The following is a 20,623-nucleotide window of genomic DNA, read 5'->3' on the forward strand; positions in this document are numbered from 1 at the left end:
CCCGGGAGTAGTCCGGGACAGCAACAGCGAAGGCTCCCCGGTTGCCCGGAGAGCCTTCGCTGCTGATCACATCGGGCTACTTGGTTCCGTCAGCCTTTTTGGTTTCGGGCTTGAAGTCCACGCCGGCTTCCTTGCGCTGCTGAGCCGTGATCGGAGCGGGAGCCTGGGTCAGCGGGTCGAAGCCGCCGCCGGACTTGGGGAAGGCGATGACGTCGCGGATGGATTCGACACCGGCCAGCAGCGCGACCACACGGTCCCAGCCGAACGCGATGCCGCCGTGGGGGGGAGCGCCGAACTTGAAGCCCTCGAGCAGGAAGCCGAACTTGGTCTGCGCATCGGCCTTGTCCAGGCCCATCAGCTCGAAGACCCGTTCCTGGATGTCGCTCTGGTGGATACGAATGGAGCCGCCGCCGATTTCGTTGCCGTTGCAGACGATGTCGTAGGCGTAGGACAGTGCGGATTCGGGATCCTTGTCGAAGCTGTCCATGAACTCGGGCTTGGGCGAGGTGAACGCGTGGTGCACGGCGGTCCACTGCCCGGCGCCGACGGCGACGTCGCCGGATGCGACGGCCGCTGCGGCCGGTTCGAACATCGGGGCGTCGACCACCCAGCAGAAGGCCCAGTCGCCCGGGTTGATGAGGCCGGTGCGGTGGCCGATCTCCACGCGGGCGGCACCTAGCAGGGCGCGGGACGGTGACTTTTCGCCGGCGGCGAAGAAGATGCAGTCGCCCGGTTTGGCGCCAACGGCCTCGGCCAGTCCGGCGCGCTCGGTGTCGGTCAGGTTCTTGGCCACGGGGCCGGCGAGTTCGCCGTCTTCCTTGAACAGGACGTAGGCCAGTCCCTTCGCGCCGCGCTGCTTGGCCCATTCCTGCCAGGCATCGAGCGCGCGGCGGGCCTGGGAGGCTCCGCCCGGCATCACGACGGCGCCGACGTAGGGTGCCTTGAAGACGCCGAAGTTGGTGTCCTTGAAGAACTCGGTCAGCTCGGTGAGTTCCAGGCCGAAGCGCAGGTCCGGCTTGTCTGAACCGTAGCGGGCCATGGCGTCGTGGTAGGTGATGCGCTGGATCGGCGTCGGGATTTCGACGTCGATCAGCTTCCACAGTGCCTGGACGATGTTTTCGCCGAGCCGGATGATGTCGTCCTGCTCGACGAAGCTGGCTTCGATGTCGAGCTGGGTGAACTCCGGCTGGCGGTCCGCGCGGAAGTCCTCATCGCGGTAGCAGCGGGCGATCTGGTAGTACTTTTCGAAGCCGCCGACCTGCAGGAGCTGCTTGAACAGCTGCGGGGACTGCGGGAGTGCGTACCAGGACCCCGGCGCCAGGCGTGCGGGGACCACGAAGTCACGGGCGCCTTCCGGCGTCGAGCGGGTCAGCGTCGGGGTTTCGATCTCGACGTAGCCGTCCTGGTGGAGCAGTTCGCGGGCCACGCGGTTGGCCTCGGAGCGCAGGCGCATGTTGCGGGCGGGGCCGGGGCGGCGCAGGTCCAGGTAGCGGTGCTTGAGGCGGGCTTCCTCGCCGACTTCGACGTGCTCGTCGATCTGGAACGGCAGCGGCTCGGAGGTGTTGAGGATGGTGACCTTCTCGGCCATGACCTCGATCTCGCCGGTGGCCAGCGCCGGGTTCTCGTTGCCCTCGGGGCGCCGGGAGACGGTGCCGGTCACCTGCAGCACGTACTCGTTGCGCAGCCCGTGGAAGACTTCCTCCTCACGGACGACCACCTGGGACACCCCCGTTGCGTCGCGGAGGTCAACGAAGGCGACACCACCGTGGTCACGACGCCGGCCGACCCAGCCGGCGAGGGTTACGGTTTGTCCAATGTGCTCGGAGCGAAGGGATCCGAGGTCATGTGTGCGCAGCACAGCACGCCTTTCTGAAGAAGACAGAGGGAAATCAAAAGTTCAATAGGATCGCTACTGGAACGATCCCGTTCGAGTTTACCCGCTGGAAAGGCCCCTCCCGCCATGGCAAGCCGCCATCAGAGCACGCCCCGCCCGGACCGGCGCACACCCGGGCAGCTGCAGCGCCGCCTGGGCGTTCTGGATTCGACCGCAATCGGTCTCGGGTCCATGCTGGGCGCCGGCGTGTTCGTGGTCTTCGCGCCCGCCGCTGCACTGGCCGGCCCCCTGCTGGCCGTCGCGGTGGCCCTGGCCGGGGTGATCGCGTACTGCAATGCTGTGGCCTCGGCCCAGCTGGCCGCCCAATATCCCGCCAGCGGCGGCACCTATGTCTACGGGCGGAAGCGGCTGGGCGAATGGCCGGGTTTCATCGCAGGCTGGGGCTTCGTGACCGGGAAGACTGCCTCCTGCGCGGCGATGGCCCTGACGTTCGGCCACTATGTGGCTCCGGACTTCGCGACGCCGCTGGCGGTGGCCGCCGTCGTGGTCCTGACCGGCGTGAACCTGCTCGGCATCACCCGGACGGCGCTGCTGACCCGGATCCTGCTGGGGGTGGTGCTCGCCACCCTGGCGTTCGTGGCGGCCGCGTCGATTCTGGGGCCGCATCCTTCCTCGAACGGCGCCGCCGGCGCCGCCGGGGCGGGCGGCTGGGGTGTGCTCCCGGCGGCCGGGCTGATGTTCTTTGCCTTTGCCGGTTATGCCCGGATCGCGACACTGGGCGAAGAGGTCAAGGACCCGACCCGCACCATTCCGCGGGCCATTCTCGCGGCCCTGGCCGCGGCGTTCACCATTTACCTCGGGATGGCGCTGCTGCTGCAGTCGCATCTGCCGGCGGAACAGCTGGCCGGCTCGACCGCGCCGCTGCTCGACGCCGTCGCCAGCTCGCAGCTCAGCGCCGGCGCCCCGTTCGTGCAGGCCGGCGCGGCCGCCGCGTGCCTCGGCGCGCTGCTGGCACTGATCACGGGCGTGGGCCGGACCGCGATGGCGATGGCGCGGGAACGTGACCTGCCGCCCCCGCTCGCCCGGGTGGGCGGCGCGCATACCGTTCCCTACGTCGCCGAACTGACCGTCGCGGCCGCCGTCATCGTGCTGCTGGTGAGCACCAACGTGCTGACCATCGTGGGCTTCTCCAGCTTCGGCGTTCTGATCTACTACTCGGTGACGAATGCCGCCGCCTTCACGCTGTCCGCGCGCCCCTGGCATGCCCCACGCTGGCTCAACGTGCTGGGCTTCCTCGGCTGCCTGGTCCTCGCCGTGACCCTGCCGCCCGCCTCGGTGCTGGGCATGGCGGCAGTGCTGGCGGCCGGTGTGGCCGGGCGCTTCCTTGTGCTGTGGCGGCGGCTGCGGCTCCGGAAAGCAGCCGCCTAGGCTTTCAGGACGCGGACATGCAGGTCCTCTGCGGCCGGAGCCCAGGTGGCCGGATCGGCGTCGACCTGCTCGCCGGAGCGGATGTCCTTGACCTGGTGGTTGCCGTCGTCGTCCGTGAACCAGACGAAGGGAATGCCGCGGCGGTCCGCGAATTTGATCTGCTTGCCAAACTTCTCGGCCTTGGCCGCCACCTCGGTGGCGATCCCGCGGCTGCGCAGCTCCGCGGCGACGTCCTGCGCCGCGCCCCAGCTGTCATCGCTGTTGAGCGCCACCAGCACGGCGGTCGGCACGGAGCGTGTTGCCTTGGCGAGGTCCTGGCTGAGGATCCGGGAGACCAGCCGGGTCACGCCGATGGAGAGGCCGACGCCGGGGAACTTGCGGTTGCCCTTGCTGGCGAGGGCGTCGTAGCGCCCGCCGGAGCAGATCGAGCCGAGCTGTTCGTGCCCCACCAGGACGGTTTCGACCACGGTGCCGGTGTAGTAGTCCAGGCCGCGGGCGATGCTGAGGTCGGCGACGACCTTACCGGGCGCCCGCTGGACGGCTGCGGCAATGACCTGCTCCAGTTCGGCCAGGCCCTCCTCGAGCAGGTCGTTGCTGACCCCGAGGGCGCGGACCTGCTCCACGAAGGAGGTGTCCCCGGTGCGGATCGAGGCCAGTTTGAGGGCGGACTGGGCCTGCCCGTCGGTGGCGCCGAGCTCGGTCTTCAGCAGCTCAGCCACCCTGGCCGGGCCGATCTTCTCAAGCTTGTCGATGCTGCGCAGCACGCCGGCGGTGTCTGTGAGTCCAATGCCGTTGTAGAAGCCCTCGGCCAGCTTGCGGTTGTTGATCCGGAGCAGGAACGCCGGGATCGGCAGGGCACTCAGGGCCTCGGCGATGACCAGCGCAATCTCGACGTCGTAACGGAACGGCAGCTCGCCGTCGCCCACAATGTCGATGTCGGCCTGGGTGAACTCGCGGGCGCGGCCTTCCTGCGGACGTTCCCCGCGCCAGACCTTCTGGATCTGGTACCGGCGGAACGGGAAAGCGAGGTAGCCGGCATTCTCGACGACGTACCGTGCGAACGGCACGGTGAGGTCGAAGTGCAGCGCCAGAGCGTGCGGATCGCCTCGGTGCGACGTGGCGGCGCCTGTAGCAGTGCCTGTGGAGCTTTCGTCGTCGTCCTGGAGCCGGCTCAGCCCGTAGACCTCTTTGTCGATTTCGCCTTTGCGCAGCAGCTGCCCGACCGTCTCCACCGCGCGCGTTTCAATGGAGGAAAAGCCATGGAGTTCGAAGACCCGGCGCAGCGTGTCCAGCACATGCAGCTCCACCAGCCGCTCCTCGGGAAGCCACTCGGGGAATCCGGACAGGGAGGCGGTGCGTGCCATGGTGGATTTTCTCCTCAGGTAAAACCGGCCGGAGTCTCCTGCGCCGCGCTGCGGCCGAAACGGCCGTCCGAAACGGGGATCAGATGGGCGGCAGACAAGCCGGTCATGCATAAACTGTGTGCGGCAGTCAGTTTATGCGTTCCGCGCCCGCAACTTCTAATGCGGCCGGCCACGCCCCGGCTGCCGGCAGCTTTACCGCTGAACACGCGACGGCGCCCACGCGCCGCCGCGGTTTCGGCCCTACACCCAGGAGGACTTTTGGCGGCCAGTTCACGGAGCGCCCGCGAAGCCAAGCGGCGCGTCCAGCAAATGGAGGCGAAGCGCGAGCTGCGCAAGGAGCAGGACAAGCGCCGCAGGCGCGACAACATCCTGGCCGTTGGAGCCGGAACGGCTGCGGTCGTCGTTGCGCTGGTGCTGCAGCTGACGGTATTTTCCTCCAATCCCACCGAGGACGAATACGCCGCTGCCCAGGCCGGGCTGACCACCCCCTCGGCCCCGCCCTCGCCCTCCCCCAGCAACGCCGACAACATCCCGAAGCCAGAAACGGCGGCCGGCCAGACCTTCACCGGCGAACTGAAGCTCAACAGCGGCACGCTCGGCGTCGAACTGGACGGCACGAGCGCACCCCAGGCGGCCGCCGTCTTCAAGTCCCTCGCGGATCAGAACTTTTACGCCGGGCTCAACTGCCACCGGCTCACCACCGCGGAAACCTTCGGCGTGCTGCAGTGCGGCTCCAAGGCCGGCGACGGCAGCAGCGACCCGAGCTTCGCTTGGGGCCCGCTGGAGAACACCCCGCCGGACAACACCTACCCGGCCGGAACCATCGCCGTGGCCCGGAGCGGAGGGAACGCCTACGGCAACGGCACCCAGTTCTTCATTGTGTACAAGGACACCGTCATCCCGGCCGACGCCGCGGGCGGTTACTCCGTGGTGGGGAGGGTGACCTCGGGACTGGATGTGGTGACCAATATTGCGGCCGCCGGCCTAAAACCGGGTGATAACGCCACAGACGGCGCCCCCGCGGAACCAGTCACGATAGACTCGTTCTCTCTGAAGTAACCAGCCGTCGCCCTTGCGGCCACGGCCCCGGTATTTCCCTCCAAGCGAAAGACTTCTAGCGGTGACAGACAGTCAGAAATCCGACGAAACAGTGTCAGCAGCAGCTGCCAACGAGACCGAAACGGAGGCTGGGTTCGTAGGACACAGCCCGGAAGAGGGCGCAGCACGGGCGACAGACACTCCCACCGGCACGGAGCCGGAGACGGCAACCGAGCCCGAAGCGGCAGCTGCTCCGGCAGCGGCCGAGCCCGCACCTGAGGCTACCGAGGTTGCGCAGGCTCCCGCCGCCGACGTTGAACCCGAGGCTCCGGCTGAGGAAGCCGCGCCGGAGGCTCCCGCCACTGCAGCGCCCTCCGCGCCGCGTCCGGCGCCGTCACCGGCAGCGTTCGCCGCCCGGCCGAAGTCAAAGCCCTCCCCGGCAGCTCCGGCAGCCGCACCGGCCGCTGTGTCCTCCGCCGCCTCGCTGGCCGAAGCCGCACGCTGGGGCCGCGTCGAGGGCGACGGCCACGTGTTCCTGACCGTCGACGGCGAGGAACATCCCGCCGGCCAGTACCCCGGGGTCAGCGATGACGAGGCCCTGGGCTACTTCGCCCGGAAGTACGACGACGTCGTGGCGCAGATTGTCCTGCTGGAACAGCGCGTGAACTCCAAGGCGCCCGCCACGGACATGCAGAAGACCGTCACCCACATGCGGGAGCAGCTTGCCGAACGCAACATGGTGGGCGACCTTCGCTCCGCCGAAGCCCGTTTGGACACCCTGGCGACGCAGATCTCGGAGCTTGAAAAGGCTGAGAAGGCCGAACACGACGCCGTCCGTGCCGCCGAACTGGCCGCGCGCGAGGCGATCGTGGCCGAGGCCGAAGAGATCGCGGGCCACGACCCGGCCCAGATTCAGTGGAAGACCTCCAGCGCCCGGATGAACGAACTGTTCGAGAGCTGGAAGACCGCACAGAAGAGCGGCGTCAGGCTCGGGCGCAGCAACGAGGACGCTCTTTGGAAGCGTTTCCGTGCCGCCCGGACCGTCTTTGACCGGCACCGCCGCGCATACTTCTCCCAGCTGGACAGCACCAACTCGGCAGCCAAGGCCGCCAAGGAAAAGCTGATCACCGAGGCCGAGGCCCTCTCGACCTCGACCGACTGGGGCTTTGCCGCCGGCGAATACCGCCGTCTGATGGATGAGTGGAAGGCGTCACCGCGCGCCAGCCGCAAGGACGACGACGCCCTCTGGGCCCGGTTCCGGGCCGCGCAGGACGTCTTCTTCACCAACCGGCAGGCAGCCAACGACGAGATCGACCAGGAATACGGCGCCAATCTGGTGGTCAAGGAAGCCCTTCTCGCGGAAGCGAACGAGCTGCTTCCCATCAAGGACCTCGCTGCCACGAAGAAGGCGCTCCAGTCCATTCGTGACCGCTGGGAAGAGGCCGGTAAGGTTCCCCGCGCCGACATGGGACGCGTTGAAGCCGGACTGCGGAAGATCGAAGACGCCGTCCGCAACGCCGAGGATGAAAACTGGAAGCGCTCCAACCCGGAGACGAAGGCCCGCACCAACAGCGCACTGACGCAGCTGGAGTCGGCCATCGCAGGACTCAGGGACGACCTGGCCAAGGCCGAGAAGGCCGGCGACGAGCGCAAGACCAAGGCCGCCAAGGAAGCCCTCGAGGCCCGTGAGGCTTGGCTGGAACAGCTCGAGAAGTCGGCGAGCGAGCTCTCCTAGCAACAGGAACCACAACGCCCGCTGTTCGAAGCTGGTCCAAGCAGGCCCCGCACCGGTTATCCACATGACCGGGTCGGGGCCTGTTTGCTGTGCCCGGGACCGGACACGATGGCTAAATGGTCATTCTTCACGGCCCGCCCCATCACAAGCCAGCCCAGCACAGGCCAGCCCAGCCCAAGCCGGCCCCGCCCGACCTGCCCCTGTCGGAGCTGTACTCCCCGGGGGCACTGTTCTCCTGGCCCGAGCTCCAGGCGATGGCGTCCGACGGCGTGCTGACGCAGCTGTACCAGCGCGGCTACCTGCCGCCGGGGACACGGCCCACCCCGCAGCTCCGGGCCCGTGCAGCGTCCGTTCTGGTTAGTCCGGCCATCCGCCAGCGGGTCGTCGCGGGAAGGATGACGGCGGCCTGGATCTATGGCTGTGCCGCTGAACCGGACCGGCTCGCCATGCTGGTGGACGCCAACCGGCGGATTTCCAGTCTGCGGTCCACCCGGGGCTGCACTTTCCATGAGGTGCGCCTGGGCCCGTTCGATGTCGTGAGCCTGGGCGGGCTGATGGTCTCCAGCCCGCTGCGGACCTCAGTGGACATCGCCCTGCATGTGGACCCCGGGCGTGCGGTGCCGGCCCTGCGGGCGCTCCTGGGCAAGCCGGAGCTGGGCCTGCGGCTGCGGCTGCTCGTGCACGCCGTTGAAGCCACCCCCGGTATGCCCTACCGGAAGGTGGCCCTGGCGAAGCTCGAACAGCTGCGGGCCGGCCCGGCCCCTTAGCGCCGGACAACAGGCCCCTCGACCTGCCTTAGCTACGCCGCCGGTTGCCCGTGGTCCGGTAGACGTCGAAGACGCCGTCGATGCGGCGGACGGCGCTCAACACGTGGCTCAGGTACTTGGGGTCGCCCATCTCGAAGGCGAACTTCGAGATGGCCACCCGGTCCGTGGACGTGTGCACGCTGGCCGCCAGGATGTTGACGTGGTTTTCCGACAGGATCCGTGTCACATCCGAGAGCAGCGACTTGCGGTCGAGGGCTTCAACCTGGATTTCGACCAGGAAGACGCTTGACTGCGTGGGCGCCCACTCGACCTCTACGATCCGGTCGGGTTGCTCCAGCAGTCCGCTGACGTTGGTGCAGTCCGTCCTGTGCACGGAGACGCCGGAGCCGCGGGTGACGAAGCCCAGGATCGGGTCCGGCGGCACCGGGGTGCAGCACCGGGCGAGTTTGACCCAGACGTCGTCCACGCCGCGCACCACGACGCCCGAATCGGAGTACCGGGTCTTGGTCACCTGGGTGGGAATGGAAATCTCGGTGAGGTCGTCCTCGGGGGTGTCATTGCCACTGAGGCTCTCCACCAGGCGTTCCATGACGGACTGGGCGGAGGTGTGCCCGTCGCCCACCCCGGCGTAGAGGCCGGAGATGTCAACGTATTTGAAGTCCTCTGCGACGGCGGCGAGGGCGTCGTGCGTCATCAGGCGCTGGAGCGGGAGGTTCTGCTTGCGCATCGCCTTGGTCAGCAGTTCCTTGCCGCGGTCGATCGACTCTTCGCGGCGCTCCTTGCTGAACCACTGCCTGATCTTGTTGCGGGCCCGGGCGCTCTTGACGAAGTGCTGCCAGTCCTGGCTGGGGCCGGCGCCCTCAGCCTTGGAAGTAAAGATCTCCACCCAGTCGCCGTGGTTCAGCTCGCTGTTGAGCGGGACCAGCTTGCCGTTGACGCGGGCGCCGATGGTCCGGTGGCCCACCTCGGTGTGGACGGCGTAGGCGAAGTCCACGGGCGTGGAGCCGGCGGGCAAGGCCATGACCTCACCCTTGGGGGTGAAGACGAAGACTTCCCGGGCGTTGATTTCAAAGCGCAGGGAGTCCAGGAACTCGCCGGGGTCGGAGGTTTCCTGCTGCCAGTCCACCAGCGACCGGAGCCAGCCCATGTCGCCTTCGCGCGGGCTTCCGGGCCCGGCCGCCGCCCTGTTCGGCTGGTCCTTGTACTTCCAGTGCGCGGCGACGCCGTATTCGGCGCGGCGGTGCATCTCGTGGGTGCGGATCTGGATCTCCACGGGCTTGCCGCCGGGGCCGATCACCGTGGTGTGCAGCGACTGGTACATGTTGAACTTGGGCATCGCGATGTAGTCCTTGAACCGCCCGGGGAGGGGGTTCCAGCGCGAATGCATGGCGCCCAGGGCCGCGTAACAGTCCCGGACGGAGTCGACCAGGACGCGGACGCCCATCAGGTCATTGATGTCGTCGAAGTCCTTGTCCCGGACGATCATCTTCTGGTAGATCGAGTAGTAGTGTTTCGGCCTGCCCGTGATGGTGGCCTTGATCTTGGCCTCGCGCAGGTCCTCGGTGATCTGGTTCCGGATGACGGAGAGGTTCTTCTCCCGCTCGGGGGTCCGGTCCCCCACCATGCGCACGATTTCCTCGTAGACCTTGGGGTAGAGGGCTGCAAAGGAGAGGTCCTCCAGTTCCCACTTGATCGTATTCATGCCGAGCCGGTGCGCCAGCGGGGCGAAAATTTCCAGGGTCTCCCGCGCTTTGCGTGCCGAGGACTCGGCGGAGACGAACCGCCAGGTCCGGGCGTTGTGCAGCCGGTCAGCCAGCTTGATCATCAGGACTCGGATGTCCTTGGCCATGGCCACGACCATCTTGCGCACGGTCTCGGACTGCGCGGCCTCGCCGAAGCTGACTTTGTCCAGCTTGGTGACACCGTCCACCAGCATGGCGACTTCCGGCCCGAACTCGGCCTTCAGGTCCTCCAGGGTGTACGAGGTGTCCTCGACGGTGTCGTGCAGGAGCGCCGCTGCCAGCGTGGTTCCGCTGAGCCCGAGCTCGGCCAGGATGGTGGCGACCGCGACGGGGTGGGTGATGTAGGGATCGCCGCTCTTGCGCTTCTGGCCCCGGTGGCAGCTTTCCGCCACGACGAAAGCGCGCTGGATGAGGTCGAAGTCCTCTTTAGGATTGTTGGCGCGCACGGTGCGCAGCAGCGGCTCGAGAATGGGCGAATAGGCGGGGGCGCCGCGCCCGGTCAGGCGGGCGAGGCGGGAGCGGGTGCGTTCGCGCCGGCCGGGGAAGGTGGGGCGTGCGCCCGAGCTGTCCACCGGGACCAGCGGATCGGCGCGTCCGGGAGCCGCCACACCAGTCTGTGAACCCTGGCCTGGGGCCTTATCCGCCGGCGCTGATGGCACCGGCGTCGAACGTTCTTCCAATGGAGCACCTCTCCGAACCCGTTAATTCTTCCAGTGTATTCCCGCAGCAGGATACTTAGATAACCGGCGGCAGTGCGCCGACGGGCCGGAGAGCGTCACGAATGACGTTCTCCGGCCCGTTGGGGACCACGGGGAAACCCCGTGGTCGGCCGGTCCGGCGGGACCGTGGCGGCTAAGCCGTGGCCGGCTCCGCCGGGGAGTCGGTCTTGGCGCCAGCATGGGCGCGGCGATGGTGCACACGCTCGGCCTGCTTGACCAGCTCCGGTTCGCCCCGGCGCAGCCATGCGTAAAGCGGCGCTGCGATGAAAATCGTGGCTGCCGTGCCGATCAGGATCCCGACAAACAGTGCCAGCGAGAGGTCCCGCAGCGTTCCGGCGCCCAGCAGTCCGGCACCGATGAAGAGGATGGCCCCGACCGGGAGGATTGCCACCATCATGGTGTTGATCGAGCGGACCAGGGTCTGGTTGACGGCCAGGTTGACTTCCTCGCCGAACGTCCGTCGGGTGGAGGCCTGCAGGTCCGCGGTGTTCTCTCGGATCTTGTCGAAGACCACCACTGTGTCGTACAGCGAGTAGCTCAGCACTGTCAGGAACCCGATGATGGCCGACGGCGTGACTTCAAAATCGCTGAGGGCGTAGACCCCGGCGGTGACGAACATCGTCACGAGCATGCCCACGATTGCTGAAAGCGACATCTTCCAGGTCCGGAAGTACAGCGCCATCAGCACGGCGGCGAGTCCGACGAAGATCGCAAGGCCCAGCAGGGCCTGCTTGGTGACGTCAGCACCCCAGGTGGGACCGATGAAGGTCGAGGTCACCTCGTTGTCGGTCACGCCGTAGGCCGAGGTGAGGCCTGCCTTGATCTGGAGCGTCTCATCTTCCGTGAGCTTGTCCGTCTGAATCCGCATCGTATTGCCTGCGACGTTCGCCACCCGCGGGACGGCGCCGGGGACAACGTCCTCGACGGCTTTCTCGCCGATCGCAGCGTCGGTGGTCTTTACGTTGGAGACGGTGAATTCGGAGCCGCCGCGGAATTCGATGCCGAGGTTAAAGCCCCCCTTGACGACCGGCAGGAGGATCGACAGCGCCACGAGGACGGCCGCGATCAGGAACCAGATCTTTTTGGATTCGACGAAGTCGTACGAGCGTTTGCCCGTGTAGAGCTCATTACCGAAATTGGCGAAACTGGTGGCCATTTAGTTGCCCTCCTTGGACGCGCTCTTGGAGGAGCCAGCAAGCTGTTCCTGTCGTTCCGCGAGGCGTCGTTCTGCAATGGTCATCCGGCGTTCGGCCTCAGCCGTGGCGCCGGTATTCTTGGCGCGGATCGCGGCAACAGCAGCCGGCTTGTCCGCGGGCGTGCGGAACCGGCCCGCGCCCCGGTACAGGGGAACGGCGCCGAGGGTCTTCGGGTCCAGTCCGGAGAGCGGGTGGCCTTCCCCGAAGAACTTGGTGCGGGCAAGCAACTGCAGGGTTGGGTGGGTGAACATAAAGACCACGATGAGGTCGGCGATGGCCGTCAGGCCGAGGGTGAACGCGAAGCCGCGGACGTTGCCCACTGCCACGAAGTACAACACCAGGGCGGCCAACAGGTTGACGGCCTTGGACGCCAGGACGGTGCGCTTGGCACGCTTCCAGCCGTTCTCGACTGCCGAGACGAGGCCGCGACCCTCCCGGAGCTCATCGCGGATACGTTCGAAGTAGACGATGAACGAGTCCGCGGTTTGGCCTATCGCCACGATGATGCCTGCGACACCGGCAAGGGATAGCCGGTAGTTCTCGGTCCAGCCCAGGATGTCGATGGCCAGGAACGTCAGCGCGCCGGCCACCACGAGCGAGGCGACGGTGACCAGGCCCAGTGCCCGGTATTGGATCAGCGAGTAGACCACCACCAGCAGCAGGCCGATCAGGCCGGCGAGCATACCCATCCGGAGCTGCTCGCCGCCGAGGGTTGCCGAAATCTGCTGTTCGCTCTGGATCTCGAAGCTGATTGGCAGGGCGCCGAAGCGGAGCTGGTCGGAGAGGGCCTTCGCTGACTCCTCGGTGAAGCCGCCAGTAATCTGCGGACGTCCGTCTGTGATAACGGCGAGGGACCGCGGAGCGGAAATGACCTGGTCGTCGAGGACGATCGCGAACTGGGACTTCGGATCCGAGCCGCTCTGGGCCCCGCCAGCGATGTAGAACTGATACAGCCGTTCGGTGACGTCCTTAAACTTGGCGGTGCCTTCTTCATTGAACTGGATGTTGACAGCCCACTCATTGGTCACGGCGCCCTGGGCACCGCGCTGCAGCTGGAAGGAAGAACCCGCGATGTCGGCGCCCTTGACCTCAACCGGGCCCAGGATGTACTTGATCGCCGGCGAGCTGGCGGAGGCCGGCTCGCAGGTGACCAGCGGTTGGGTCGGGTCGGAGCGTTCCTGCTTGTCCTGCGAGGGGTTGTCACAGTCGAGCGTCTCGAACTTTTTGTAAATTGCGGGGGTGACCCAATTCACGTCGCTGCCGTTGGTGGGCTCAGCGGTGGGCTGGGGCAGCTTGTCGTCCGGGGTCAGTGCCTCCGCGGGGACGGCTGCGCCCGGACCGGCCTGGAGGACGGGCCGGAAGTTCATGTCGGCCGACGCCTGGATCAGCGCGCGGGTTTCCTTCGACGGTGTGCCGGGCAGGCTGACGACGACGTTGCGTCCGGACTGCGTGCTGATCTCCGCTTCCGCGACGCCCGAGCCGTCCACGCGCTGGCGGATGATCGCCACGGCCTGGTTGAGCTGTTCTTCGGTGATGTCCGAACCGCCCTCCACCTTGGGCGCCAGTATCATCTGGGTGCCGCCTTCAAGGTCCAGGGCAAGCTTGGGGGCCCAGCTCGCCTGGCCGGCCATTGTGCCGCCTGCCAGGACGGCGGTCAGGACGGCGAGGATAACGCCAAGCCAGACCAGCACCCTGAGGGCTGAATTTTTGGGGCCAGTTCGTGCCATTGTCGATCTTTCTATTGTTTACGGAGGAAACCGCCGGGCGGCCCGGTCGGGCCGCCTCGGCGGTGGCCCGCAGCCGTTACTTCGCGGGATAGCTCAAACAGGCAGACTAGCTGTCCTTCTTGCCTTCGTCGTTGAGGCGGCGCAGGGTTTCTTCCGGCGTCTCGTCGCGCGGCGCGTCGCTGACGGGGGCGGCGCTCCCGGCCTTGTCGATGCTGAGCGAGGAGGCATCGTTGGGAACGACCGTGGGCTCTTCTGCGGGGACGGCCGGTTCGACGATCTTGGTGACGGCCTGGCGGTGAACGGTGGCGGTGTTACCCGGGGAGAGTTCCAGCAGGACCTTGTTCTCCTCATCGTCGATCTCAACGATCCGTCCGTACAGACCGAAGCTGGTCATGACCTCGACACCCGGAGCGAACTTCGACTGGAGCTGCACCTGCTGCTGCTGGGTCTTCTTGTTGCGGCGGAACATCATGAAGACGAAGACGCCGAGCATGGCGAACAACAGGATGGTCATGATGTCGATGCCGCCGCCGGCCTGCGGCTGGGTCTGGGCAGAAATAAGTCCGAACACAGGGTTAGTTCCGTTCTGTACTTGCGTAGCTGGTTTACAGCAACGTCCGCTTCGCTCCGGGCTGGCTGGGAATCATGCTCAGCCGACGGCGGCCAGGTGCTGGCCGCGCGCAGAAACAAAGACCCGAACGTGCCGAGCGTCATTCCAGTCTAAAGGGAAAAGGTTACGGAGCGGTGCTATTGACTATTACGGATCCATTCCGGAGCGGAGTCCTGGCCCTGCGCGTCCGGCAGGCCAGAGCCGTCGTCCTCGGCCGGGAAGAGCTCGAGCGGGTCCTGGGCGAAAATTCCGGGCGGCACCGCGAAGCCGAGGTGTGTCCAGGCCGGGGCGAGCGCGATGCGGCCCCGCGGGGTGCGTCCCAGCAGTCCCTCGCGGACGAGGTAGGGCTCGGCGACGGTTTCCACCGTCTCGGTCTCTTCGCCGACGGCTATGGCCAGGGTGGACAGGCCCACGGGCCCTCCGCCGAATTTGGTAATGAGGGCCTCCAGAACGGCACGGTCGAGCCGGTCCAGTCCGCGTTTGTCGACCTCATACATGTCCAGAGCCGCGGAGGCGGCGCGGGCGTCGATCTGCTCGATGCCGTGCACCAGCGCCCAGTCACGGACCCGGCGCAGGAGCCGGTTGGCGATGCGGGGCGTGCCGCGGGAGCGCCCGGCGATTTCGCTGAAGCCGGCGGAGTTGACCTTGAGGTCCAGGAGTCCGGCGGAGCGCCGAAGGACGAGCTCCAGTTCGGCCACGGAGTAAAACTCGAGGTGGCCTGTGAAGCCGAAGCGGTCCCGGAGTGGTCCGGGCAGCAGGCCGGCGCGGGTGGTGGCGCCCACGAGGGTAAAGGGCGGGAGTTCGAGGGGGATGGCGGTGGCGCCGGCACCCTTGCCGACGATGATGTCGACCCGGAAGTCCTCCATCGCCATGTAGAGCATTTCCTCAGCCGGCCGGGACATCCGGTGGATCTCGTCGAGGAAAAGCACTTCACCTTCGGAGAGCGAGGACAGGATGGCTGCCAGATCGCCGGCGTGCTGAATGGCGGGGCCGCTGCTGATCCGCAGCGGGGCGTTCATCTCAGCCGCGATGATCATGGACAGCGTGGTTTTGCCCAGCCCGGGAGGTCCGGAGAGCAGGACGTGGTCGGCGCTGCGGCCGCGCAAGCGCGAGGCCTCCAGGACAAGGGAGAGCTGCCGGCGGACCCGGTGCTGGCCAACGAAGTCGTGCAGGTTTTTGGGCCTGAGGGCGGCTTCGATGACACGCTCCTCCGGTTCCTCTCCCCCGGCGACGATCGACGGCTCAGCCACGGGCGCCTACCCTGTTACCGGCGCGGGCGCCGTCCTGGCCCAGCCAGCGGAGGGTGGCGCGCAGGATCTCGGCCACGTTGCCCTTCTCTGCCAGTTCGGGGGAATCAGCCAGGGACGTGTCAATGCTGGACGTGGCGTCCTTCTCGGACCAGCCCAGGCTCGTCATGGCGGCGACGACCTGCGGCTTCCAGACCGCTTCGGAGGAAGCTGCCGGGGCCGGGGCACCGGCAGCGGTTCCGAGCGGCACGAGCTTTCCGGCGAGCTCCAGCACGATCCTGCCGGCGACCTTGGGGCCTATGCCGGGCACCTTGGTGAATGCCTTGCCGTCGCCGGAGTGCGCGGCGACGCGGATCGCCTCGGGCTCGTGCACGGCCAGCACGGCCAGCGCCAGCCGGGGTCCGACGCCGCTGACGCTGAGCAGGATATCGAAGACTTCGCGTTCGTCGTCGCTGCCGAAGCCGAACAGGGTGAGGGAATCCTCGCGGACGATCAGGGAGGTGAAGAGCTTCCCCTCCTCGCCGGTGCGGAGCCTGCTGAGGGTCTGCGGGGTGGCGTTGACGCTCATGCCGGCGCCGTTGAGGTCGATCACGGCGGACGACAGGCCGACGTGCGCTACGGTTCCGCGGAGAAAACTGATCAAAGCCGGGCTCCTGAAAATTCAGCTGAAATAGAGAACCGGGAAGAACCGGCTATCCGAACATATCTACGAATACCCTACCAAGCCATGGGGCGGCACCGGCGGACATTCAGCGTGTACGGCGCGCTTTCGCCTCCGCGTCCGCCCAGGCCCGCTGGGCCGGGGTCAGGGACAGGCTGCCCGGTCCTGTCGTGGCGACCGCGGCGCCGCTCCCGGCCCGCCAGGCGTGGGTAATGGCCAGCGCGAGGGCGTCGGCGGCGTCGGCCGGGCGGGGTGGGGCGTCGAGCCGGAGAATCTTGGTGACCAGTTTGGTGACCGCATCCTTGTTGGAGGTGCCGCTTCCGGTGACGGCGGCCTTGACCTCGGACGGGGTGTGCAGGGCCACTGGAATGCCGCGGCGTGCGGCGGCGGCAATCACCACGCCCGAGGCCTGGGCCACGCCCATCACGGTGCTGACGTTGAGCTGCGAGAAGACGCGTTCGACGGCGAGGACGTGCGGTTCGTACTGGTCGAGCCACTCGTCGATGGAGGTGGCGATGACCAGCAGGCGCTGGTCGAGGCTCTCCTCCGGGGAGGTTCCGACAACGCCGAACGCCACCATTGTGGCGCGGCGGTTCTTTTCGACGTCGACGACGCCGATCCCGCAGCGGGTGAGGCCCGGGTCGACGCCGAGGACGCGGAGGGTCACTCGGATTCCAGTGCGGCCTGCACTTCGTCGCTGAGGTCGGCGTTGCTGTAGACGTTCTGGACGTCGTCGAGTTCCTCGAGGGCATCGACGAGTTTCAGGAACTTCTTGGCGGCGTCGAGGTCCAGCGGGACCTGCATGGAGGGGACAAACTCTGCCTCGTCGGTGTCGTACTCCATCCCGGCTTCCTTGAGCGCATCGCGGATCCCCTGGAGGTCGGTCGGCTCGGAGTGGATCTCGAAGCTGTCGCCGTTGTCCTTGACTTCCTCGGCGCCGGCGTCGAGGACAGCCATGAGGACGTCGTCCTCGGTCAGCCCGTTCTTCGGCAGCGAGACCACGCCCTTGCGGGAGAAGAGGTAGCTGACCGAACCCGGGTCGGCGATGGTGCCGCCGTTGCGGGAGATGGCGAGCCGGACCTCGGAGGCAGCACGGTTCTTGTTGTCCGTGAGGCATTCGATCAGCAGCGCGGAGCCCTGCGGCCCGCGGCATTCGTACATGATCTCGGTGTAGTCCACGACCTCGCCGGTGAGGCCGGCGCCGCGCTTGATGGCGCGGTCGATGTTGTCAGCGGGGACCGAGGTTTTCTTGGCCTTGGTGACGGCGAGTTCCAGGCCAGGGTTGCCGGCGAGGTCCGGGCCGCCCATGCGTGCGGCAACTTCGATGTTCTTGATCAGCTTGGCGAACGACTTGGCCCGGCGGCTGTCGAGGATGGCCTTCTTGTGCTTGGTCGTCGCCCATTTGGAGTGGCCTGACATGCTTTACGCTTCTCCTCTGATCATTCGAATAAACAATTCGTGCACGCGCTTCTCCCCCGTCACTTCCGGGTGGAAGGAGGTGGCCAGCAGCTTGCCGGAACGCACAGCAACAATTCTAGCCGTCCCGGCCAGCGCCTCGGGGTGGGAGGCCTTGGAAGGTTCCACGGAGGCGAGGACCTCCACACCGGCGCCGACGCGCTCCACCCAGGGCCCGCGGATGAAGACCGCGTGGACCGGGGCCACGCCATTCCCGGTGGCGCTGAAATCGAGGCCCCTGAAATCGAGATCCGTCTCGAAGGACTCGCGCTGCCGGCCGAAGGCGTTCCGGCGCACCGTGATATCCAGGCCGCCGAAGGTCTGCTGGGGGTTGCCAGCCAGGTCCTTGGCGGGGTCGGTGATCTCCTCCGCGAGGAGGATCATCCCGGCGCAGGAGCCGTAGACCGGCAGCCCGTCCCGGATGCGCTGGCGCAGCGGGTCGCGGAGCCCGAAGGCGCGGGACAGTTTGTCGATGGTGGTCGATTCGCCGCCGGGAATGATGAGGCCGTCGAGGCCGTCCAGTTCGGACGGCCGGCGCACGCCGACGCCCGTGGCGCTGGCCGCTTCCACCGCGTGCAGGTGTTCGCGGAAGTCGCCCTGAAGTGCAAGGACGCCGATCCGCAGCCCTGTTCCCACATGGGAGGAGGGCGCAGAAGTGGGGTTGGTCATCGGACCAGCATAGTCGTCCGGGCACGTCGCCGGCGGCCTCCCGGCGGGCTTCCATGCTGCCGCTGGGATATATTACAAAGCATGTTTTACTTCAGCGTTCCGCTCGGCAAGCTCGTCCGCCGGGTCTCCCGGCTTAGGGGCGGAGGCTCTGCCCTTCCCGGGCTCGTGGTCGAAAAAATCGACCCCGGCTTCATGCGCAGGACACTGTCCACGTTGCCGCACGGCGTCGCCGTCGTCAGCGGCACGAACGGCAAGACGACCACCACCAAGATGGTGGTGGAACTGCTGGAGAGCCAGGGCCTGAAGGTTTTCACGAACCGTACCGGCAGCAACTTCACCCGCGGGGTGGCCGCTGCGCTGCTGGGCGAGGTGGACTGGCGGGGCCGGCTGAAGGCGGACGTGGCCGTGCTGGAACTGGACGAGGCCCACGCGGTGCACTTCGTGAACCAGGTGCCGCCGCGTTACTGCCTGCTGCTGAACGTCCTGCGGGACCAGCTGGACCGCTTCGGCGAGATCGACAAGACGGCGCAGCTGCTGCAGCACATCGCCTCCAAGACCACCGGTACGGTGGTGCTGAACCGGGAGGACCCGCGTGTCGCGCGGATCGCGGACACGCTCAAAACAGCCACGGCCAGCGGTCCCGATGTCCTTTACTTCGGCCTCGACGATTCCCTCCTGAGCACCTTCCCGAACGACGACGAGATGCGGGCTGCCCCCGGCAGCCCGGTTCCGCCGGCTCCCGCGAAGCCGCACGCCGACGTCGTGCTGCGCCGGGTGGGTGCGGCCGATGCGGATTTTGAGTACGACGGCGTCACGGCCACCACCGCGATGAAGCTCCGCGGCGTCTACAACATCTTCAACGCCGCGGCCGCGCTGACCCTGGCCAGGGCCATTGCGGTGCGGGACCCAGTCCAGGGAGAATCAGCCGTCGCGGACAACGAGGCACTGCTCAAGGCGCTGTCCCAGGTGGCGCCGGCGTTCGGGCGCGGTGAGAGCCTCGTCGTCGACGGCCTTCCGCTGGACCTGGTCCTGGTGAAGAACCCCAGCGGCTTCCGGCTCGGACTGAAGTCCTTCCCGGCCGCGGGGTACGCCACGATGATCGCGATCAACGACAACTATGCTGACGGCCGGGACATGTCCTGGCTCTGGGACGTCGAATTTGACACCCTCCGTGAGGGCGGTGTGGACCAGTTGAGCGGCTCCCGCGCTTACGACATGGCGCTTCGCCTGCAGTACGACGACGTCGCGGTCGGGGCAGTGGATACCGAGATTGCCCCCGCCCTGGCGGCCTTCATCAGTGGCGCCAAGGACAAACCGAAGCGGGTCTTTTGCACCTACACAGCGATGCTGGCGATCCGCCGCGAGCTGTCCAAAATCACCACAGTGGAGGTGGTCTCATGACCCCCCAGCCCCCCGCCAGCGAATCCAGCCCGCCCAACGAGTCCGGCCCGCCCAGCGCATCCGGCCCGGCCAGCGAGTCCAGGTTTTCCTTCGGGCACGAGCTTCCGCCCGAGGAATCCCCGGCCCCCAGCAAGGGCACCATCCGGGTCCTCCAGCTGTACCCGCGGGACATGAACATCTACGGCGACTGGGGCAACGCCCTGGTGCTGGCCCAGCGGCTGCGCTGGCACGGATACACCCCTGTGCTGCTCGAGTACAACGTCGGCGACGAATTCCCGTTAGACATCGACCTGGTCGTCGGCGGCGGCGGGCAGGACAGCGGCCAGCTCGTCATCCAGGATGACCTGCTCTCACGGGAAACCGTCCTGAAGGAGCTGGCCGAGGACGGCACTCCGATGCTGGTGATCTGCGGGCTCTACCAGCTGTTCGGAAGGTTCTTCAAGACCCGGACGGGGTCCGTGATCCCGGGCATCGGCGTCCTGGATGTGGAGACCCAGGGTACCGACCAGCGCCTGATCGGCAACGTGTCAGTGTCTTCCCCCGAGTTCGGCACCGTTTTGGGGTACGAGAACCACAGCGGCCAGACCACGCTTGGTCCGGGCGTGTCACCGCTGGGCACCACGGCCAAAGGCACCGGCAACAACAGCAGCGACTGCCAGGAAGGTGCCCGCTACCGGAACATCGTGGCGAGCTACCTGCACGGCTCGCTGCTGCCCAAGAACCCGGCGCTGGCGGACTTCCTCATCCGGACCGCCGTCGAACGCAAATACGGCAGCTTCTCCCCCGGCACCCCGGACGACACCTACGCCGTCCTCGCCCGCGAGCACGCCGCCCGCCGCCCGCGCTGAAGCCCCGAATTGGTATTGATCGCAATGACCCTTCCTCCCTCAAGGATGTCGTGGAAAGTCAAAGCGGACAACGGCCCCTCGGGCGCCACCGCGGCGTTGGCACCCTGCTGCTTACGCACATCAGCGTCTTCAGAAGTCTGACCCGTCACAGCGAAGGGCTGAACGCGACGGCCAAGACGCTG

Annotated in this window: 17 protein-coding genes; 6 read left to right on the forward strand and 11 right to left on the reverse strand. The window is 67.2% G+C overall.

The window, feature by feature from the left end:
- Positions 1–76 precede the first annotated feature (76 nt).
- Positions 77–1,858 (reverse strand): aspartate--tRNA ligase, encoded by a 1,782-nt coding sequence (aspS, locus tag ACZYZ3_RS01750; RefSeq protein WP_463962140.1) that lies wholly within the window; start codon positions 1,856–1,858, stop codon positions 77–79.
- A 102-nt stretch (positions 1,859–1,960) separates the two neighbouring features.
- Here aspS and ACZYZ3_RS01755 point away from each other — a divergent pair, with 102 nt between their 5' ends.
- Complete coding sequence (locus ACZYZ3_RS01755) at positions 1,961–3,262, forward strand: APC family permease (RefSeq protein ID WP_463962141.1); 1,302 nt, start codon at positions 1,961–1,963, stop codon at positions 3,260–3,262.
- On the opposite strand, the gene hisS is transcribed toward ACZYZ3_RS01755, so the two are convergent.
- Positions 3,259–4,626 carry a histidine--tRNA ligase gene (gene hisS, locus ACZYZ3_RS01760; protein WP_463962142.1) on the reverse strand — a complete coding sequence of 456 codons (1,368 nt, stop codon included), beginning with the start codon at positions 4,624–4,626 and terminating at the stop codon, positions 3,259–3,261. The genes ACZYZ3_RS01755 and hisS overlap by 4 nt on opposite strands.
- A gap of 258 nt (positions 4,627–4,884) precedes the next feature.
- Between hisS and ACZYZ3_RS01765 the strand changes: the two genes are divergently transcribed.
- The 3 genes from ACZYZ3_RS01765 (at position 4,885) to ACZYZ3_RS01775 (ending at position 8,166) form a co-directional block, all read left to right on the forward strand.
- Positions 4,885–5,685, forward strand: a complete 801-nt coding sequence (locus ACZYZ3_RS01765) for a peptidylprolyl isomerase (RefSeq protein ID WP_463962143.1) — start codon at positions 4,885–4,887, stop codon at positions 5,683–5,685.
- Between the two features lie 61 nt (positions 5,686–5,746).
- Positions 5,747–7,399, forward strand: a complete 1,653-nt coding sequence (locus ACZYZ3_RS01770; protein ID WP_463962144.1) for a DUF349 domain-containing protein — start codon at positions 5,747–5,749, stop codon at positions 7,397–7,399.
- 116 nt (positions 7,400–7,515) lie between these two features.
- Complete coding sequence (locus ACZYZ3_RS01775) at positions 7,516–8,166, forward strand: hypothetical protein (protein WP_463962145.1); 651 nt, start codon at positions 7,516–7,518, stop codon at positions 8,164–8,166.
- A 28-nt stretch (positions 8,167–8,194) separates the two neighbouring features.
- Here the strand turns inward: ACZYZ3_RS01775 and ACZYZ3_RS01780 are convergent, their stop codons facing one another.
- The 9 genes from ACZYZ3_RS01780 to pdxT form a co-directional block, all read right to left on the reverse strand.
- Positions 8,195–10,588 (reverse strand): RelA/SpoT family protein, encoded by a 2,394-nt coding sequence (locus tag ACZYZ3_RS01780; protein ID WP_463962146.1) that lies wholly within the window; start codon positions 10,586–10,588, stop codon positions 8,195–8,197.
- A 172-nt stretch (positions 10,589–10,760) separates the two neighbouring features.
- Positions 10,761–11,783 (reverse strand): protein translocase subunit SecF, encoded by a 1,023-nt coding sequence (gene secF, locus ACZYZ3_RS01785; RefSeq protein WP_463962147.1) that lies wholly within the window; start codon positions 11,781–11,783, stop codon positions 10,761–10,763.
- The gene (secD, locus tag ACZYZ3_RS01790; protein WP_463962148.1) at positions 11,784–13,550 is read right to left on the reverse strand and encodes a protein translocase subunit SecD; all 1,767 of its coding nucleotides are present in this window, start codon (positions 13,548–13,550) and stop codon (positions 11,784–11,786) included.
- Positions 13,551–13,656: 106 nt separating this feature from the next.
- A complete protein-coding gene (gene yajC / locus ACZYZ3_RS01795; protein WP_463962176.1) occupies positions 13,657–14,064 on the reverse strand; it encodes a preprotein translocase subunit YajC in 408 nt (135 codons plus the stop codon).
- A gap of 233 nt (positions 14,065–14,297) precedes the next feature.
- Positions 14,298–15,410 carry a Holliday junction branch migration DNA helicase RuvB gene (gene ruvB / locus ACZYZ3_RS01800; RefSeq protein ID WP_463962149.1) on the reverse strand — a complete coding sequence of 371 codons (1,113 nt, stop codon included), beginning with the start codon at positions 15,408–15,410 and terminating at the stop codon, positions 14,298–14,300.
- Positions 15,403–16,050 carry a Holliday junction branch migration protein RuvA gene (gene ruvA, locus ACZYZ3_RS01805; RefSeq protein ID WP_463962150.1) on the reverse strand — a complete coding sequence of 216 codons (648 nt, stop codon included), beginning with the start codon at positions 16,048–16,050 and terminating at the stop codon, positions 15,403–15,405. Before ruvA ends, ruvB begins: the two co-directional genes overlap by 8 nt.
- A gap of 106 nt (positions 16,051–16,156) precedes the next feature.
- The gene (ruvC, locus tag ACZYZ3_RS01810) at positions 16,157–16,735 is read right to left on the reverse strand and encodes a crossover junction endodeoxyribonuclease RuvC (RefSeq protein WP_463962151.1); all 579 of its coding nucleotides are present in this window, start codon (positions 16,733–16,735) and stop codon (positions 16,157–16,159) included.
- Positions 16,732–17,487 (reverse strand): YebC/PmpR family DNA-binding transcriptional regulator, encoded by a 756-nt coding sequence (locus ACZYZ3_RS01815; RefSeq protein ID WP_463875099.1) that lies wholly within the window; start codon positions 17,485–17,487, stop codon positions 16,732–16,734. Before ACZYZ3_RS01815 ends, ruvC begins: the two co-directional genes overlap by 4 nt.
- Before the next feature lie 3 nt (positions 17,488–17,490).
- On the reverse strand, positions 17,491–18,192 hold the full coding sequence (pdxT, locus tag ACZYZ3_RS01820) for a pyridoxal 5'-phosphate synthase glutaminase subunit PdxT (RefSeq protein WP_463962152.1): 702 nt from the start codon (positions 18,190–18,192) through the stop codon (positions 17,491–17,493).
- 81 nt (positions 18,193–18,273) lie between these two features.
- Between pdxT and ACZYZ3_RS01825 the strand changes: the two genes are divergently transcribed.
- Together ACZYZ3_RS01825 and ACZYZ3_RS01830 are read left to right on the forward strand one after the other, a co-directional pair.
- Positions 18,274–19,593, forward strand: a complete 1,320-nt coding sequence (locus tag ACZYZ3_RS01825) for a Mur ligase family protein (protein ID WP_463962153.1) — start codon at positions 18,274–18,276, stop codon at positions 19,591–19,593.
- Positions 19,590–20,441 (forward strand): type 1 glutamine amidotransferase, encoded by an 852-nt coding sequence (locus ACZYZ3_RS01830; protein ID WP_463962154.1) that lies wholly within the window; start codon positions 19,590–19,592, stop codon positions 20,439–20,441. Before ACZYZ3_RS01825 ends, ACZYZ3_RS01830 begins: the two co-directional genes overlap by 4 nt.
- Positions 20,442–20,623 lie beyond the last annotated feature (182 nt).

Source organism: Pseudarthrobacter linnaei, from assembly GCF_055412825.1.

Excerpts from the sequence above, each read along its gene's own strand:
- pdxT (WP_463962152.1), bottom strand. The coding sequence starts at position 18,192 with ATGACCAACCCCACTTCTGCGCCCTCCTCCCATGTGGGAACAGGGCTG.
- ACZYZ3_RS01775 (WP_463962145.1), top strand. The coding sequence starts at position 7,516 with ATGGTCATTCTTCACGGCCCGCCCCATCACAAGCCAGCCCAGCACAGG.
- ACZYZ3_RS01755 (WP_463962141.1), top strand. The coding sequence starts at position 1,961 with ATGGCAAGCCGCCATCAGAGCACGCCCCGCCCGGACCGGCGCACACCC.
- secD (WP_463962148.1), bottom strand. The coding sequence starts at position 13,550 with ATGGCACGAACTGGCCCCAAAAATTCAGCCCTCAGGGTGCTGGTCTGG.
- ACZYZ3_RS01815 (WP_463875099.1), bottom strand. The coding sequence starts at position 17,487 with ATGTCAGGCCACTCCAAATGGGCGACGACCAAGCACAAGAAGGCCATC.
- ACZYZ3_RS01825 (WP_463962153.1), top strand. The coding sequence starts at position 18,274 with ATGTTTTACTTCAGCGTTCCGCTCGGCAAGCTCGTCCGCCGGGTCTCC.
- ACZYZ3_RS01830 (WP_463962154.1), top strand. The coding sequence starts at position 19,590 with ATGACCCCCCAGCCCCCCGCCAGCGAATCCAGCCCGCCCAACGAGTCC.
- hisS (WP_463962142.1), bottom strand. The coding sequence starts at position 4,626 with ATGGCACGCACCGCCTCCCTGTCCGGATTCCCCGAGTGGCTTCCCGAG.
- yajC (WP_463962176.1), bottom strand. The coding sequence starts at position 14,064 with ATGACCATCCTGTTGTTCGCCATGCTCGGCGTCTTCGTCTTCATGATG.
- secF (WP_463962147.1), bottom strand. The coding sequence starts at position 11,783 with ATGGCCACCAGTTTCGCCAATTTCGGTAATGAGCTCTACACGGGCAAA.